Below are 14,393 nucleotides of genomic sequence, written 5' to 3'. Positions count from 1 at the left end.
GACGTCACAATCAGCACAAGGCTGTCAAAGACTTTGGGAAAAAGAAAATAGATGGACATTTGAAGAAGGAACATTCGAAGAGGGGATGATTGGGGAGGGAATGTTCGAAGCAGATGTCCGGAAGGCTGTCATGAAGACATGTTTCGGAGGTATTTCTCAAAGGTATGGATTGAAAACAAGCCCCAGCAGACCGAATACAGATCCCAGTGGCATGTATAAAAGCTACATTACCTTAAGGTATTGACTATAATTCACCTATATATTAGATTCGCTTGACAGGAATCAGGCGCAGCAAGATTACATATAATCATAGCAGAATTCAGCGCGGCCCGGTTTGTACACCCGAAGACATTCCCGGAGATATAATGGATTTCAGGATAATCGACCGAAAAAATCTCAACATTGATGAGTGGGAAAAGTTGACTTGCACCAGTTCCTTTTTCCACAGTCACCAATGGATCGATACATGTGTAGACGGACTCTCTCCAGGAGCTCATGCGGAATTCCTCTGCGGATATGAAAACGACCGTCTGGTGGCCGGAATGCCCGCAGTGATCACAAAAAAATTCGGCATGAGATCATTCTACTCCATGCCATACGGCACATATGGAGAAGTCGTTATGGCTGAAGGGACCGATGATACTCAAAGAGACGAATTCTACGTTCACCTCGTAATATATCTCAAGAAGGGTCGATTCTCCAGAATAGCGATAACTGATTTTAACAGGAATTTTTCCAGATTGAGCGAACCTTTCCTCAGTCACACGGAATCTTTCACTCATATCATCAAACTCAACGGAAACGGCCCCCACTTTCCGAGCAGAAAGAGTGTCGGGCGGCATATACGCTCTGGATTAAAAGCCGACACCAGTCTGGTCGAGATCTCAACGAAGGAACATGTAAAGGAATTCTACAAGATCTACGAGATGACCGAGAAAAGACACGGATCGATAAGGCCCCTGTACAGCAGGCATTTCTTCAACAGCATTCTCAAGCACCTCGGTGGAACGGACATCCTTTACTGGAAAAGCCTTGTGTACAAAGACCGGATGATCGGATCGAGCATCAAATTCATCTATCATGACACTCTGTTCAGCTGGCAGGTGGTGTCCGATTACGAGTACAGACACCTCAAACCCAACCATGTCCTGATGTTCGATGGCATCCAGATGGGAAATAAAGCGGGAATAAAAAAGATAAACCTCGGATCGTCCCCCAGGTACGCACAAAGCCTGATTGACTACAAAGAAAGCTGGGGTGGGGAAAAAGTCGAATACGACACATATATCTCCGACTCGTGGTTCCGAAAGATCCTGTCATCGAGATAACACCGCGCAGAAACTCAGAGCCCCCTCATCCACTCATCCCGGAGATATGATTCAGGTTTGTCGAGAGCCGTGTCTATCGTAGCCAGAAGAGCTTTCTTGTCCTTCTGGAGATTGCCCGCCAGTGCCAGATAATTGGAAGCATGGTTGCTCCTGAAAATACACCTGTCGTTATCAAGGCCTTCGATAAACATCCTCAGCTCCCTGATATCATCTATTGCATCGTTGAATTCGAACCCGTCTCCCATTCCGGCAAGATATTCATCTTCATGATGGCCGAGCATCAATGTGAGGGCACTGAGATATCTCGGCTGGATCCGGTTGATCAGCGTGGCTGTCTTCCGCGCGTGGTTTTCGCTGCCGGATCGTCCCGCAAGTCCCAGTATAACAGTGACTGAAAGCTTCAGGCCTGCCTCCGTCGCCTTGATACACCCTTCGGCCATCTCATCAGGCGTAGCACCCTTGTCGATCTTCCCCAACACCTCTGGATCGCCAGATTCGACACCATAGTACAGGATCGTCAAGCCCTTCTCCCTGAGCATTGTCATTTCCTCAACAGATTTCGCGATAAGATTTGCTGGATTAGCATAGGCGGTCACTCTCTGAAGCATGGGAAAGCTGTCTCTGATATGATCGAGTATCTGCGCCAGTTTATCGCTGGAAAGGGCGAACGCGTCGCCATCTGCCAGAAAAACCTTCCTGGTCCCGGGATAATTGACAGCCGCATCGTCGATCTCATCACTTAACTCACTCCATGGTCTCACCCGGAACTGCTTTTCCTTATACATGTAACAGAAGAGGCACCTGTTATGCGAACATCCCAATGCCACTTGAAAAATAAGAGATTGAGCTTCACTTGGAGGCCTGTATAGAGGATATTCATACTTCGGCATATCTGATTCCTGTCAAAAAATATTTACATATTTGTATTTAACTAAATTCATAAAAATGGTATGGTCATTCTACCTGCAAATATCGCTGACTGCAATATGAATTGATCGGACTCTCCAACCTGCTCGATGGGAAGGAATAAAACAGAACCCTATGATATTCGGAATTGGAACAGATATGGTTTTTATCCCGAGAATATCGGGATTGATCGATAAATACGGAAAGCGCTTTCTGCACAAGGTCTTCACGGGGGATGAAATCGAGGAAGGCTTGAAACGCATGGATAGTGCCCATTTCTTTGCTGCGAGATTCGCGGCCAGGGAGGCTTTTTTCAAGGCCCTTGGTACAGGCTGGGGTACAGGTCTCTCCCTGAAAGAAGTAGGCGTTGTCCGGGGGAATAAGGGCAAACCCGCTTTTTTATTATCAGATAGGGTGAAAGATGCCCTGAAGCAGCGGAATGTCGCTTTCTGTCACTTGAGCCTCACACACGACGGGGATATGGCACATGCCCTCGTCATCCTGGAAGGAGGATAAAATGGCAGAGATACCGAAAAGCATGATCGGAGTCAGTGGGAAGCTGTTCGTCAGCTCCATGCTGCTGAGTCATGGGATTCCGTGCGAATTAACGGGAAAAGGTTATGACCTGGAAGTGGAACTGGTCAGACCCAGGCGCCTCTGGAAAATACTGGTCACGACAAACCTTCAGCCAAAAAGGGCAGGAGGCAAGGGAAAGATGGCACTGGACTGGTGGGTACCACTCGACAACCCGGCCGACTATATCGCCTGCGTCGATATCAGCACACTTCGGATCTGGCTGTTCAGATGGGACGAATACAAGAAACTCGCTCAGCAGAAAGCCGGCGGCAAGTATCATTTATACATGTATACCAACAGGGATGTCGCACTGCGAGGCAAGCAGACCATGAAGTTCGATTACGAATTCGAAGGCTACCGGCTCGAAAACAGATTGTACCGGGGAATCTTCGATAAGTAATGGTCAGATCCTGCCTGGATCAGATTCTGGACAGCATCGACCGGAGCATTAAGAGATTATGGCTATAAATAACAGGTTTGGTTGGTCGATATCGAGAGAATCGCTTTTCGAGACCTGTCTTCGGAGTTATTACTTTCATTATTATCTGAGTTGGGGAGGCTGGTACGCCTCCTCTTCCTCTATCTGCCGCGAAGCATTCAAACTGAAACGGCTGATGTCCCTCCCGCTATGGCGTGGCCAGCTAGTACACTATGTAGCGACAAAAGTACTCGCCTCACTGAGGAAAAAGGGAACGATCCCGGAGTCCGGCGATGTCACTGATTATATTGAGAAGCGTTTTCACAGCCAGATGAGATTCTCATCCTCCAGGGCTTATCTCACAGAGCCTAAAAAACGCGGCGATCATCTGAACATAGACTGGCTGGCACTGTTCGAGCACGAGTATGACCGACCCATCCCGGACGAAAAGATCGAAAAGACGATAGAGGAATGCCGGGAAGGAATCAGAGGACTGCTGGAAAGTCCGATCCTGCAGGAGATCGCAAAGACCGACTCGCGATACTGGATAATCGAAAACATCGATCTTGCGGAGTTCGCCCAGGTATTCGATTTCGACGGCGCCCGGGTGTTCGCCAAGACTGATTTTATCTACAGGGGACTCGACGGCACCTTCGATATCGTAGACTGGAAAACGTTCAGCACCGTGGGCAGATCGACCAACGACCATAAAGCAAGGACAGGCGTACAACTCGGCGTATATGGATATTATGCCTCGGCTGTCATGAGGGAACCACTGGAATCTATTCGGCTCCACGAAGTCAATCTCCTCGATGGAGGCCATGAGATCCTGCACAGGATAGACGACGACAATATCGACATCTTCCGGGACCATATCCGTGCGGGAATAAAGAAACTCTCGGAAGTCCTCGTGGATGAAGATATACAGAGAAATGAGGCAAAAGGGATTGATACATTTCCGAAGAGTGTGTCATCCAGATGCCGATTCTGCAATTTCTACCGTATATGCGAGGAACCTGGCAACTCGCTGCGCCTTGAATAAGGTGCAACCGGAATGTGATGCAATCGGAATGCGATTGATTTGCCAGCCCTGAAACAATATCTTGTGGGATGGACGCAGAAAACAAACAGGACCAGCCGACAGAAAAAAGTGGAGGATATTTCTTCTGGGGAATCGTCTTTTCACTCCTCGGTATCATAGCGATGTTCCGGAAGATGCTGGTCATCGCCGGGATACCCCTCTGGGCAACGTCATTCCTGCTCCTCGGCCTCTCCAACTTCCTCAAGGCTCCCCGAATCCTCAACCTCATCGACCCTTCCGGGCGGAAGACCGAGTCTATATGCAGGACAGCGACTATCATCAACATCTTCGCGATTATCCTGCTGGTCTTCTCTTTGATCAAGGCCTTCTGAATGTTTTGATTCGTGTCCCTGCCAGGCTTGGGCGACCTCAGTTTTGAGTCTTGCCTTAATCATGATGAAATGATATATAGAAAAGTCGAAGGGTCGGTCATGATCATTGTCAAAACAGGCCCGGGACTGCAGGGTCATGGCCGTATAAGCTGATTTGAAGTGTGGCATGAAAAGATGATATCTTTACCAGGGGGTTCACTGTGGCGATCATCCTTGACGGATCCGGACTGACGATTGAAAAGCTTGTCAAAGTAGCAAGGCATCACGAGAAAGTCGAGCTCGCGCCTGAAGCGGTCGAGCGAATCAAAAAATGCCGGACGATGCTTGAGGAGAAGATAGAAGCGAACGTGATCATGTACGGTGTCAACACCGGGATCGGTGAGTTCTCCGAAGTCGTCCTCGACGACGACCAGATCAAGGATTTCCAGAAATACCTCATATACAACCACGCGGCAGGCATAGGCGATCCTGCCCCTGAAGAATACGTCCGCGGGGCGATGGTATCCCGCGCCAACGTCCACGCCCACGGCAATTCCGGCAACCGTCCGGTGATAACACAGACTTTGATCGACATGCTGAACAAGGGAGTCACTCCCTTTGTATGCCAGAAAGGCTCGGTCGGTGCATCCGGGGACCTGGCTCCGATGTCACAGATCGCCCTGCTCATGATGGGCGAGGGTAAAGCCTTTTACAAGGGCGAACTGCTTGCCGGCAAGGAAGCTCTGGACAGGGCGGGAATACCGATCCCCGGTCTCCTCGCAAGAGACGGACTTGCGACGATCAACGGTTCAAACCTGTTGACGGCGATGAGCGCAATCATGATTTACGACTCGAACAGATGGCTGAAGCAGGCTGAAATAGCTGCCTCGATGTCGCTGGAGGCTCTCAAGGCCAACATGAAACCGTACAGCCCGCAGCTTCACAAGATCCGTGGATTCAAGGGCGCCCAGAGATCGGCCGCCGCCATCAGAAAACTGGTCACAGGCGGAGACCTTGTGGAAGGCAAGATCAAATGCAAGGTCCAGGACGCATACTCGATGCGGTCGACTCCACAGGTCATAGGCGCGGTCCACGACGCCCTCGCCTATGCGAGGTCACAGGTCGAGATCGAGCTGAACGGCGTTGGCGACAACCCGATATTCTTCCCCGAGGAAAATATCCACCTTTCGGGCGCGAACTTCCAGGGAACTCCGGTCTCCCTGCCTATGGATATGATCGGAGCAGCGATCACGATGGTCAGTGTCATGTCTGAAAGAAGAATGAACAGGCTGAACAATCCGGCTCTCAGCGTAGGCCTTCCTGCTTTTCTTACCAAAGGCGCAGGAATGTTCTCCGGCCTTATGCTGAGCCAGTACACGGCTGACATGCAGATCGTGGAGCAGCGGATCCTGTCGGCCCCGGCATCAATACAGTCGATACCGGCAGCCGCCGACCAGGAAGATTTCGTCTCGATGGGAATGAACACCGCCATCAAGAACTTCCAGATCCTCGACAACGCATTCGGCGTTCTGGGCATCGAGTTCATGGCTGCGGCGCAGGCTCTTGATTTCCGAGAGTTCAATTTCGGCAAGGGTGTGGCAAAGGCAAAAGAAGTGGTTCGCCGCCACGTCGAGTTCCTCGATATCGACAGGCCTCTCTACCCCGATCATACAGCGATGAAAGAACTTGTAAAGTCCTGTGAGATCCTTGAGGAAGTCGAAAAAGAGATCGGAACGCTGGAGTAATATCACAGGCAGGTCAGCTGGGATCGTCCTTTTGATCCTGTTTATACTCTGTGTCGTCGGACATGAGTCCCATGAGGGTCTCCACTTCGGTTTCTGTGGTCCTCATGATCTTTTCCATGTCCTGTTCGGAGATGTCGAGATAGTTCATGTGTCCCTTGTCGATCTCGTACTGAAGGCAGTCGTTCCCCGTCGACGCCCCACACATCATCGCCACCGCATCGGCAAGCTGGACGATATGGACCAGAGGTTTCCACTGTTCCGGTGATTCAGCAGGATGGTGGTGATAACGCAACACCGATATTATCGACTCAGGGAAATTCCACTTCTCGCCCAGAAGGCCACCGACCTCACAATGATCGGTCCCCAGGACCTCTCTCTCTCCGTACAGAAAATCTTTCTGGCCGGACTCCTCAAGAATCAACTTGATCTCTCCGGGCTTGCCGGATAAAAAATCCGAGATGACTACTTTCCCTATATCATGCATGATTCCTGCTGTATACACGACATCAGAATAATCCCCGTCCTTGATGAAAGCGTTGATATATTTTGCGGCTACCGCCGTCCCCATACTATGCTTCCACATCGACCAGCTGTCTGCCTCATATCCATCAAGAGATTTCCCAAACAAACCGGAGGCGCAGACCCGCAAAGCGGCGCTTATGACCATATTTTCACCGAGAAGCAATATAGCGTCCTTCACCGAGGAGACATACTCTCTCTGGGCCGAAAACGCGGAATTCGCCACTTTCAGGACATAAGCAGTGATGGTCGAATCATTCTCGACTATCCTGATTACGTCCCCCAGTGCGTGATCAGGATTGGAGACCGTACTGATAAGTCTGGTAGCTGCAGCTGGCAGAGGAGGTATCTGGTTGATACTGCCGATAACTCTGGACAGATCTATGACAGTCATCTTATGGACTCCTTATCAGAATAGTATGATCCTACAGCGAATCGTCCGGCCTACTCACTTAATTTCGGATTTACCGGCAATATCTTTATGAGTTTTTTCAGGTAGCTATGTCACCGATGATATTTTCAAGAATATCCTCAAGTGTCACTATGCCGAGGGGGTTCCCGTCATCATCCTCTACTACTGCCAGGTGCAGAGGATCTTCCTTCATGCTTATCAGAAGCCTCTCTGCGAATTCATCCTCCCGTGAAACGAATGGCTTATGCATCACCGAAGACAGCATCTCGCCGCCATCCAGTCCCAGAAGGTCGAATGTCGAGATTATTCCTGCCACTCTCCCATTTTCAGGCGAGACGATCGGAAATCGTGACCAGGAATGGTTGTCCACTCCAGCCACTATCTCGTCGATCGAGGATTCCACCGAAAACGATACTACATCGGCCATCGGAACCATCAGGTCTCCGACCCGGACGATCCGGAACTTGAACATCCTGTCGATCATCCTCGTCTCGAGCTTCTCCCGGGAACCCTCATCTCTGCCCCTGTTGTACAAAAATATGAGTTCTTCCCGCGTGGAGATGATATTGAGTTTTCTCTCCTCTTCATCCGAGGTTCCTGTCAGTAATCGGGCAAGCCATGTCACGGGGATCACTAACGGCCACAGAATGTAGAACATGATTTTCAGCAGAGGAGCTACAGCCATCGCGATCCGATCCGCGTGATATAGATAGACGGCCTTGGGAACGACTTCTCCGAAGACAAGAAGCAAAGGGGTCATCACCAGTGTGGCGATAAGGACCCCCGCCTGCCCGAAATTCTCGATTGCAAGCGCGGTCGCTGTAGCTGTACAGATGATTACAGCCAGGTTTGTACCGACGAGTACTATGCTGAAAAACTGTTCGGGGGACTCGAGGAAGCGTTCGACCATACGCGCCCTTCGGGAACCATGTTTCGCCAGATTTCGCATCCGGATCCTGCTGCAGGATATAAGTGCCGTCTCTGATCCTGAGAAAAACGCCGACAGAAGGATAGTGACGATTATGATGATGATTGTATTAATCGTGCTCATCACGGTCCTCCATATTCTTCTGTCTCTCGATCTTCACCTTGTTGATCCTTACCGGTTCTGCCGACAGGATCAGGAATCTCAGTTCACCTACCCTGAACACCTCTCCTTCTCTGGGTATCCTGCCGGCATGCTCGATCAGATATCCACCTATCGTCTCGACTTCCAATGAATCGAGCATCGTTCCGAACCTGTCGTTGAGGTCCTCCAGTTTCATTGCGCCTTCGACTACTATCCTGTCGTTGTCGATGAGATTGAACTCGTCTACTCTGGGCTCCAGCCTGTCACGGATCTCGCCGAAAATATCTTCCAGGATATCCTCAAGAGTCACAATCCCTTCAAACGATCCATGCTCATCCACGGCGATGGCGACATGCTCCCTTAACGACAGGAGTTCTCCCAACAGATCACGGACCTTTTTTGTCTCGGGAACAAATGTTACCGGCTTCATCAGATCCCGGACAATTATCTTCTCATCACGATCATGCCCCAGCATATCCCGGGCGTTGAGTATCCCTACAATATTTTCTGCCGAATCCTCAAAAAGCGGGATTCTCGAATACCCTTTTGCCCTGACCTGGATTATCGCGTCCTGCAGCCCTGTATCGGCATCCAGCGAAAACACTTCGACTCTGGGAGTCAATATCTCGCTCAGGCCCCTCTTTGTGAAATGGAAAAAATTAACCAGGACATCCTTCTCGAACTCGTCAAATACACCATCGATATGGCCCATCTCTACTGCAGTAGCGAGCTCGCTCGATTCATATCTTTCGTGACTCTCACCGAACAGCTTCTTGCTTCTGTTTACCGTGGAATCGGCGATCCATCCAAGTACGATCCTCACCGGCCAGAACAGCCACATCAACAGTTTCAAGGGACCGGCTAACATCGGTGCCAGAACAGGTCCATGCTTCAAAGCGAGGCTTTTCGGTGTAATCTCCCCAAAGATAAGAATCAGGAAGGTCATGAGCACCATCGAATAGCCCAGCCCCCTCTCACCGAACAGCTTTATCGCGAGAGCCGTTACGGCGCTTGTACTGGCTATATTGACGAGAAGGTTACCGAAAAGGATAGTCACCAGAAGCATCCGTGGCTTCTCAAGAAGTTCCGACACTCGACGTCGGCGTACGCCACCATCGATCATCCCGGAAACAGACAAGCGGGACAGAGAAAAGAGTGCCGTCTCTGATCCTGAGAAAAACGCTGAAAGAAATAGGAGGATTATAACGGATACAGCCAGTATCAGATTCCCAGTCAATTCCACTCTGCAGTCACGACCTTCCAGTGGCTGCTTCGTTAAAGATGAGTCTTACCGGGGAAGGCAGCCATCACGAATCCGACGATCATTCATCCAGCAGGTCGCTGAATCTTTCTCTCGCCTCGGATGATTCTTCGCTGCCCGGATGTTCCCTGACCAACCGTCTTGCCACACCCACAGCGAGGTCCCTGTCTCCGATCTCTTCATAGGATATGGCCATCCTCAGAAGCGCTGAAGGCTTTCTCCGCCCCCCTGGATATTGCTGGAGAATGGCGGAAAACTCCTTTAACGCGTCAAAATACTGGCCCAGTTCCATGAAACATTCCCCACGGATAAACCTGACTTCTTCACCGAGAGGGTGGCTTCCGTAACGGTCCAGAAACATCTCCGATTCATCGAGAGCCACCGAATACTCCATCCGGCTGAAATCCAGATAGATCTGCCTGTGGATCTCCTCGGGTGACGGCATCGCATCATTTTCTTCAACCACCGGCCGGCCCGCCACAAGTCCTGGATCGGGAGGGACTCCGGCTTCATCACCGGATACAGGGAGAGAATCCACTGATGAAGCCGTATCCTCAAACACTCTTGTCCCGGCGCTGGAACTTTCTGGAGTCCAACTCCGGACAGGTGATCCGCTTTCTCCGACAGACTGAGTCAGAGCGTTGATCTGGTCCTTGAGCTCTTCAAGATCGATCTTGTTCTGGGCATTGACACCGCGAGAATAATCCTGCTGTGAGGCCAGCATCTTCTCGACCTGATACATCCTCCTCTGAAGGACCATGTTCTCCTTGAGCAGAGAATCCACTTTCGCAGAGATCTCGATAGTCTCTCCGGGAGCCCTGAAAAACTTGCGCCCCCAGCACCCAACATTGAGACTGGCGAAAACGAGAACGATCAGGATCATCCATGCACGGTATCTATTCATAAGAACTGTCTCTTTACTGTTTCACTGCCATGTGGGCACGGCGGTTCATGCCCCACGCGTGTTCGTCATGGCCACTGTCGAACGGTTTTTCCTCGCCGTAACTCACCAGGGAAAGCCTGTCAGCGCCCACTCCATAGGCAACCAGGAAATCCAGAACGGACTTGGCCCTTTTCTCACCGAGAGCCAGGTTATACTCGCTCGTCCCTCTTTCATCGCAATGTCCTTCAACGAGAAGAGTTACTTCAGGATTGTCCAGGAGCATCTCGGCGTTGGCTGTGAGGATGCTTTTGTATTCGTCCTTGATATTGAACTTGTCGTAATCGAAAAAGATATCTTCAAGGACTACCGGTTCGACCTCCTCAATGACAGGTACTTCCTCAACCTCTTCCTGGAGCGGAGGCGGCGGCGGAACGATCTCTTCTATGGCAGGCTCGATATCCTGGACTTCGACAGTGTCTTTTTTGGCGCATGCGGGCAATATCATAAGCAGAGCCAGCACCAGCACGAGAAACAGAACGTTGAAACGGGTCATGCGAGGGTACCTCCATGTTTATTCCCTGTTCGACTGATATCTCAGTCTCTCCTTTATACATCGGGGCAGAGTGTATAGGCAAAACCAAATAATTAAAACAGATATTTTAAAATAATTCAGTCGCCGGAAAGATATTAACTCGTCTTCGGCCAGATCATTCTCCTGCCAGCGGAGACCAGTCCGCCGACTCCCCACGGACCAGTTTTCTCCTTCTTCCTGTCTCTATATCTACTATGACGATCCACGAAGTCTCTCCGTATTTTACGCTGACCGCGATATGCCTTCCGTCCGGAGCCCATACCGGATCTTCATAACTGTAATAATCGTCGAATACTGTTTCTTCCCACAGGCCGTCCGGGGAGATCAGCCTGAGCCGATACAGCCACCCTTCCCTCGAGACGAATGCTATCAAGTCACCCTCCGGGGACCACGAAGGTGAAGTATTGTACGAACCCGTCCTTGTCAGACGTCTCACATTGCCTCCGTAATAGTCCATCACATACAGCTGTGGAGAACGGGTCCTGTCTGAAACGAAAACGAGTTCCCTGCCGTTCGGGGCCCAGGATGCCGAGATCTCGATAGCTCTGTTGTTCGTCAGTCGCTTGACTATACTGCCGTCACTTTTCACCCTGTAGATCTCGCTGTTGCCCCTCAGGCTCAATGTCATCGCGATCTCGTCAAGTTCCCGATTATAGCTTCCCGCGATATTCATCCCCTTGCGATGGGATATGTTCCTGCGGATGTTCTTTTCCAGATCGATCAGATAACAATCGGGATTATCCCGCCGGTATGAGGTAAAAACGAATCTACTTTCATCGAGCCACAGGGGAGACACGATCAGTTCGTCTTTTGTCACCTGTCGCTCCCCGTACCCGTCATAATCGACCATGTAGAGGTTCTTTACGCCATTTTCTCTCCGGGCAAACAGCAAACGCGTCGTGGCGATTCCTTTCTCCCCCACCAGGAAAAACAGGATCTCGTCGCAGATATGGTGTGCCACCGTCCTTCTGACATCACGTCCGAACCGGTATCGCTTATTAAAGATCTCCTCTCTGCTCGAATAGTCGAGGAGCCTCGTGTCGAGTATGTAGTGGTCCCCATCTTTCGAGAGAACCCCTTCCACTATAGCCATAGCGGTCCTGCCACCGGCAAGTGTGTCGGAAACGCCCTCGAACCGGAGGGGCTCGAAGATATCGGTGAACAACAGATCCTGCCTGAGGACTTTCGTGACATAACCTGCCACTCCCATCTCTCCAGGTGTGCCTGCGTCGATATCGCGGACCACGATCGGTATCCGGCCGCCACCGGCCTTTTCAGTACTGAGGTGGATGTCTGTCTGAGTCCTGCCGGCTCCAGGGACAACGCTCAGGGCCATTGCAGCCAGAACCATGCGAAGAAAAAATATCTGTACTCGCGATGTCATTATCCCTACCTGTCAGTCTTTCTGAATAAAGGTGAAATGTATTCCGAGCCATGGCTCGGTAAATGCTTTCGGAAGGGGCGGAAAGGGTGCAGAACTCCTGATGGCTCTCTTGGCCGACCGGTCGAAATACGCGTTTCCGGAACTCTGCTCTATCCTCACGTCGCTGACGCTCCCCCTGCGGGCAAGCCTGAAATAAACAACGCAACTGAATCCCTCACCCCGACCTGACTCGGAAGAGAACCAGTGGCCGGAGACCTTTCTCTCGATCGCCGAAAGATAGTAGGAAAACGGAAAACGTGGTGCGTCGACCGCCAGGGAGGTCAGGGAGGTCACATCCTTCTCCATCGAGACGTCCATCGGTTTCTCAGCCTCGGCCTGTTTCGGTTCTTCTTTTTTCACTTCGGGTTTTTTCTTCTGTTCTTTCTTTTTCGGCTTCGGTTTAGACAGTTCCGGCTTTTTGACCTTTACTTCACTCTTGACTTCCACTTTTTTCGGGGATTCCGGTTCAGCCTTCCTCAGGATCGGCTGAAGTATCTTTACAGAATATATCTTTTTCGGAAGTTTCAGGTCGGGCACAGCTCTGACAACGAAAAACAGCGCTGCCATGATAAGTACATGGATTAATACCGATATAAGAAGTGAAAACCTCATCCTCCCGGACCCCCGTCTTTCAACCGCTTTCTTCCTGTTCGGCTATGAGCCCCAGATCTTCTATTCCCATCATCTTGACACGAGCAATCACTCTCATGACCGCCCCGTATTTCGTTTCCTTGTCTGCTCTGAGAAATACACGGGGCGCTTCGGTATCCAGGGCCTTTCTGAGTTCGGCGGCAAAATCGCGCCATGCGACCCTTTCCTTACCGATAAATATATCACCTTGGCTGTCGATCGAGATAGTCACGCCCTCCTGCTCTTCGATGACTTTCGCTTCAGCCTTGGGAAGGTTGAGACGGACCCCCGCCTGCAGGAACGGTGCGGTAAGCATGAACACGATCAGAAGGACCATCATCACATCGACGAGATTGGTGATGTTGATCTCGGCCAGCGCCGAGTAGCGTTTACGTTTCATATCGTCCTCCCGCGAATACCGGGCCTTTGATCATCGTTCCTCCAGTTCCTGGTACCGACGTTCGAGTATACGCACCCTGAACCGGACCGCGAACGATGTTAGATCGTCTTCCTTCCTTCTTACCATCCTGAGAATGTAATTATAGCCGATCACTGCTGGAATGGCAGCACCCAACCCGAAGATCGTCGTGATCAGCGCGTCGGCGATGCCCGGTCCGATCACGTAAAGATTTGCCGAACCCCTCATCCCCATGCTGAGGAAAGAACTCATGATACCCCAGACGGTACCCAGAAGACCGAGAAACGGAGAGATTGTCGCTGTAGTGGACAAAAAGATCAGATACGATTCCCATTCTGCAACCAGCGTCTCGATCCCGGAATCGATATATCTATCGAGATTCGCGGGGTCCCTTACCTCTCCACTTTCCACCACACCACTCAAGGCTTTCACCAGCGAGGCTTCAGGAGAATCCTGCAGTTTTTGAGCCTTCTCAGCAATGGCCCGGAGCGACCTTCCCTCTTCAAAGACTTTATTGAACTTTGCGCTCTGTCTCCCGGCACGCCTGAAAAACCTCACCTTTTCAAATATTATCGTCCATGAAACTACCGACAAGACCAGCAGGACAGCAAGGACTGTCTTTGCCAGCATCCCTGTATTGGCGATCAGCTCCGAAAAGCTGCCAGACATCAGCATAAATACCGGTATCCCGTCGAACCCCATTTGCATCCTCCTTTTCCAACGTCACCGGGCACACTATCATTGTACTCTCGGCGGGTCAAGTTAGTTTCAAACAGATTGAAACCGGGAAGGGCCCCAAAACGTACTATTAATAGAGAGGC

17 protein-coding genes are annotated in these 14,393 nt (G+C 50.8%); 7 read left to right on the top strand and 10 right to left on the bottom strand.

Going from position 1 to position 14,393, the window contains the following annotated elements; genetic code table 11:
- On the top strand, positions 1–244 hold a 244-nt coding region (locus KOO63_03490; protein MBU8920904.1), incomplete at its 5' end, for a hypothetical protein.
- A gap of 121 nt (positions 245–365) precedes the next feature.
- Complete coding sequence (locus tag KOO63_03485; protein MBU8920903.1) at positions 366–1,328, top strand: GNAT family N-acetyltransferase; 963 nt, start codon at positions 366–368, stop codon at positions 1,326–1,328.
- A gap of 14 nt (positions 1,329–1,342) precedes the next feature.
- Here the strand turns inward: KOO63_03485 and KOO63_03480 are convergent, their stop codons facing one another.
- Entirely contained in the window at positions 1,343–2,218 is an 876-nt protein-coding gene (locus tag KOO63_03480; GenBank protein MBU8920902.1) for a radical SAM protein, read from the bottom strand.
- Positions 2,219–2,369: 151 nt separating this feature from the next.
- Between KOO63_03480 and acpS the strand changes: the two genes are divergently transcribed.
- The 5 genes from acpS (at position 2,370) to KOO63_03455 (ending at position 6,365) form a co-directional block, all read left to right on the top strand.
- Entirely contained in the window at positions 2,370–2,750 is a 381-nt protein-coding gene (gene acpS / locus KOO63_03475) for a holo-ACP synthase (protein MBU8920901.1), read from the top strand.
- 1 nt (position 2,751) lies between these two features.
- The gene (locus KOO63_03470) at positions 2,752–3,210 is read left to right on the top strand and encodes a hypothetical protein (protein ID MBU8920900.1); all 459 of its coding nucleotides are present in this window, start codon (positions 2,752–2,754) and stop codon (positions 3,208–3,210) included.
- A gap of 58 nt (positions 3,211–3,268) precedes the next feature.
- Positions 3,269–4,270 carry a PD-(D/E)XK nuclease family protein gene (locus KOO63_03465; protein MBU8920899.1) on the top strand — a complete coding sequence of 334 codons (1,002 nt, stop codon included), beginning with the start codon at positions 3,269–3,271 and terminating at the stop codon, positions 4,268–4,270.
- A 68-nt stretch (positions 4,271–4,338) separates the two neighbouring features.
- The gene (locus KOO63_03460) at positions 4,339–4,641 is read left to right on the top strand and encodes a hypothetical protein (GenBank protein ID MBU8920898.1); all 303 of its coding nucleotides are present in this window, start codon (positions 4,339–4,341) and stop codon (positions 4,639–4,641) included.
- A gap of 200 nt (positions 4,642–4,841) precedes the next feature.
- Complete coding sequence (locus tag KOO63_03455) at positions 4,842–6,365, top strand: aromatic amino acid ammonia-lyase (GenBank protein MBU8920897.1); 1,524 nt, start codon at positions 4,842–4,844, stop codon at positions 6,363–6,365.
- 13 nt (positions 6,366–6,378) lie between these two features.
- Here KOO63_03455 and KOO63_03450 read toward each other — a convergent pair whose 3' ends face one another.
- The 9 genes from KOO63_03450 to KOO63_03410 all read right to left on the bottom strand — a co-directional run bounded on the left by KOO63_03450 (position 6,379) and on the right by KOO63_03410 (position 14,274).
- Positions 6,379–7,278: an HDOD domain-containing protein gene (locus tag KOO63_03450; protein MBU8920896.1), complete on the bottom strand. Its 900-nt coding sequence runs from the start codon at positions 7,276–7,278 to the stop codon at positions 6,379–6,381.
- A gap of 97 nt (positions 7,279–7,375) precedes the next feature.
- Positions 7,376–8,347 (bottom strand): DUF21 domain-containing protein, encoded by a 972-nt coding sequence (locus KOO63_03445; GenBank protein ID MBU8920895.1) that lies wholly within the window; start codon positions 8,345–8,347, stop codon positions 7,376–7,378.
- Complete coding sequence (locus KOO63_03440; protein MBU8920894.1) at positions 8,334–9,602, bottom strand: hemolysin family protein; 1,269 nt, start codon at positions 9,600–9,602, stop codon at positions 8,334–8,336. Before KOO63_03440 ends, KOO63_03445 begins: the two co-directional genes overlap by 14 nt.
- An 85-nt stretch (positions 9,603–9,687) precedes the next feature.
- A complete protein-coding gene (locus KOO63_03435; GenBank protein ID MBU8920893.1) occupies positions 9,688–10,530 on the bottom strand; it encodes a tetratricopeptide repeat protein in 843 nt (280 codons plus the stop codon).
- A gap of 13 nt (positions 10,531–10,543) precedes the next feature.
- Positions 10,544–11,062, bottom strand: coding sequence for a peptidoglycan-associated lipoprotein Pal (pal, locus tag KOO63_03430; GenBank protein ID MBU8920892.1), 519 nt, complete (start codon positions 11,060–11,062; stop codon positions 10,544–10,546).
- 154 nt (positions 11,063–11,216) lie between these two features.
- A complete protein-coding gene (locus tag KOO63_03425; GenBank protein ID MBU8920891.1) occupies positions 11,217–12,485 on the bottom strand; it encodes a hypothetical protein in 1,269 nt (422 codons plus the stop codon).
- 12 nt (positions 12,486–12,497) lie between these two features.
- A complete protein-coding gene (locus KOO63_03420) occupies positions 12,498–13,136 on the bottom strand; it encodes a TonB C-terminal domain-containing protein (GenBank protein ID MBU8920890.1) in 639 nt (212 codons plus the stop codon).
- Positions 13,137–13,155: 19 nt separating this feature from the next.
- Positions 13,156–13,554, bottom strand: coding sequence for a biopolymer transporter ExbD (locus KOO63_03415; GenBank protein ID MBU8920889.1), 399 nt, complete (start codon positions 13,552–13,554; stop codon positions 13,156–13,158).
- A 30-nt stretch (positions 13,555–13,584) separates the two neighbouring features.
- Positions 13,585–14,274, bottom strand: coding sequence for a MotA/TolQ/ExbB proton channel family protein (locus tag KOO63_03410; GenBank protein ID MBU8920888.1), 690 nt, complete (start codon positions 14,272–14,274; stop codon positions 13,585–13,587).
- Between the last annotated feature and the right edge of the window lie 119 nt (positions 14,275–14,393).

It is taken from the genome of Candidatus Latescibacterota bacterium, from assembly GCA_019038625.1.
Lineage (GTDB): Bacteria > Krumholzibacteriota > Krumholzibacteriia > Krumholzibacteriales > Krumholzibacteriaceae > JAGLYV01.
The sequence above is the reverse complement of the archived record's forward strand: the minus strand, read 5'-3'. Positions and strand labels throughout refer to the sequence as shown.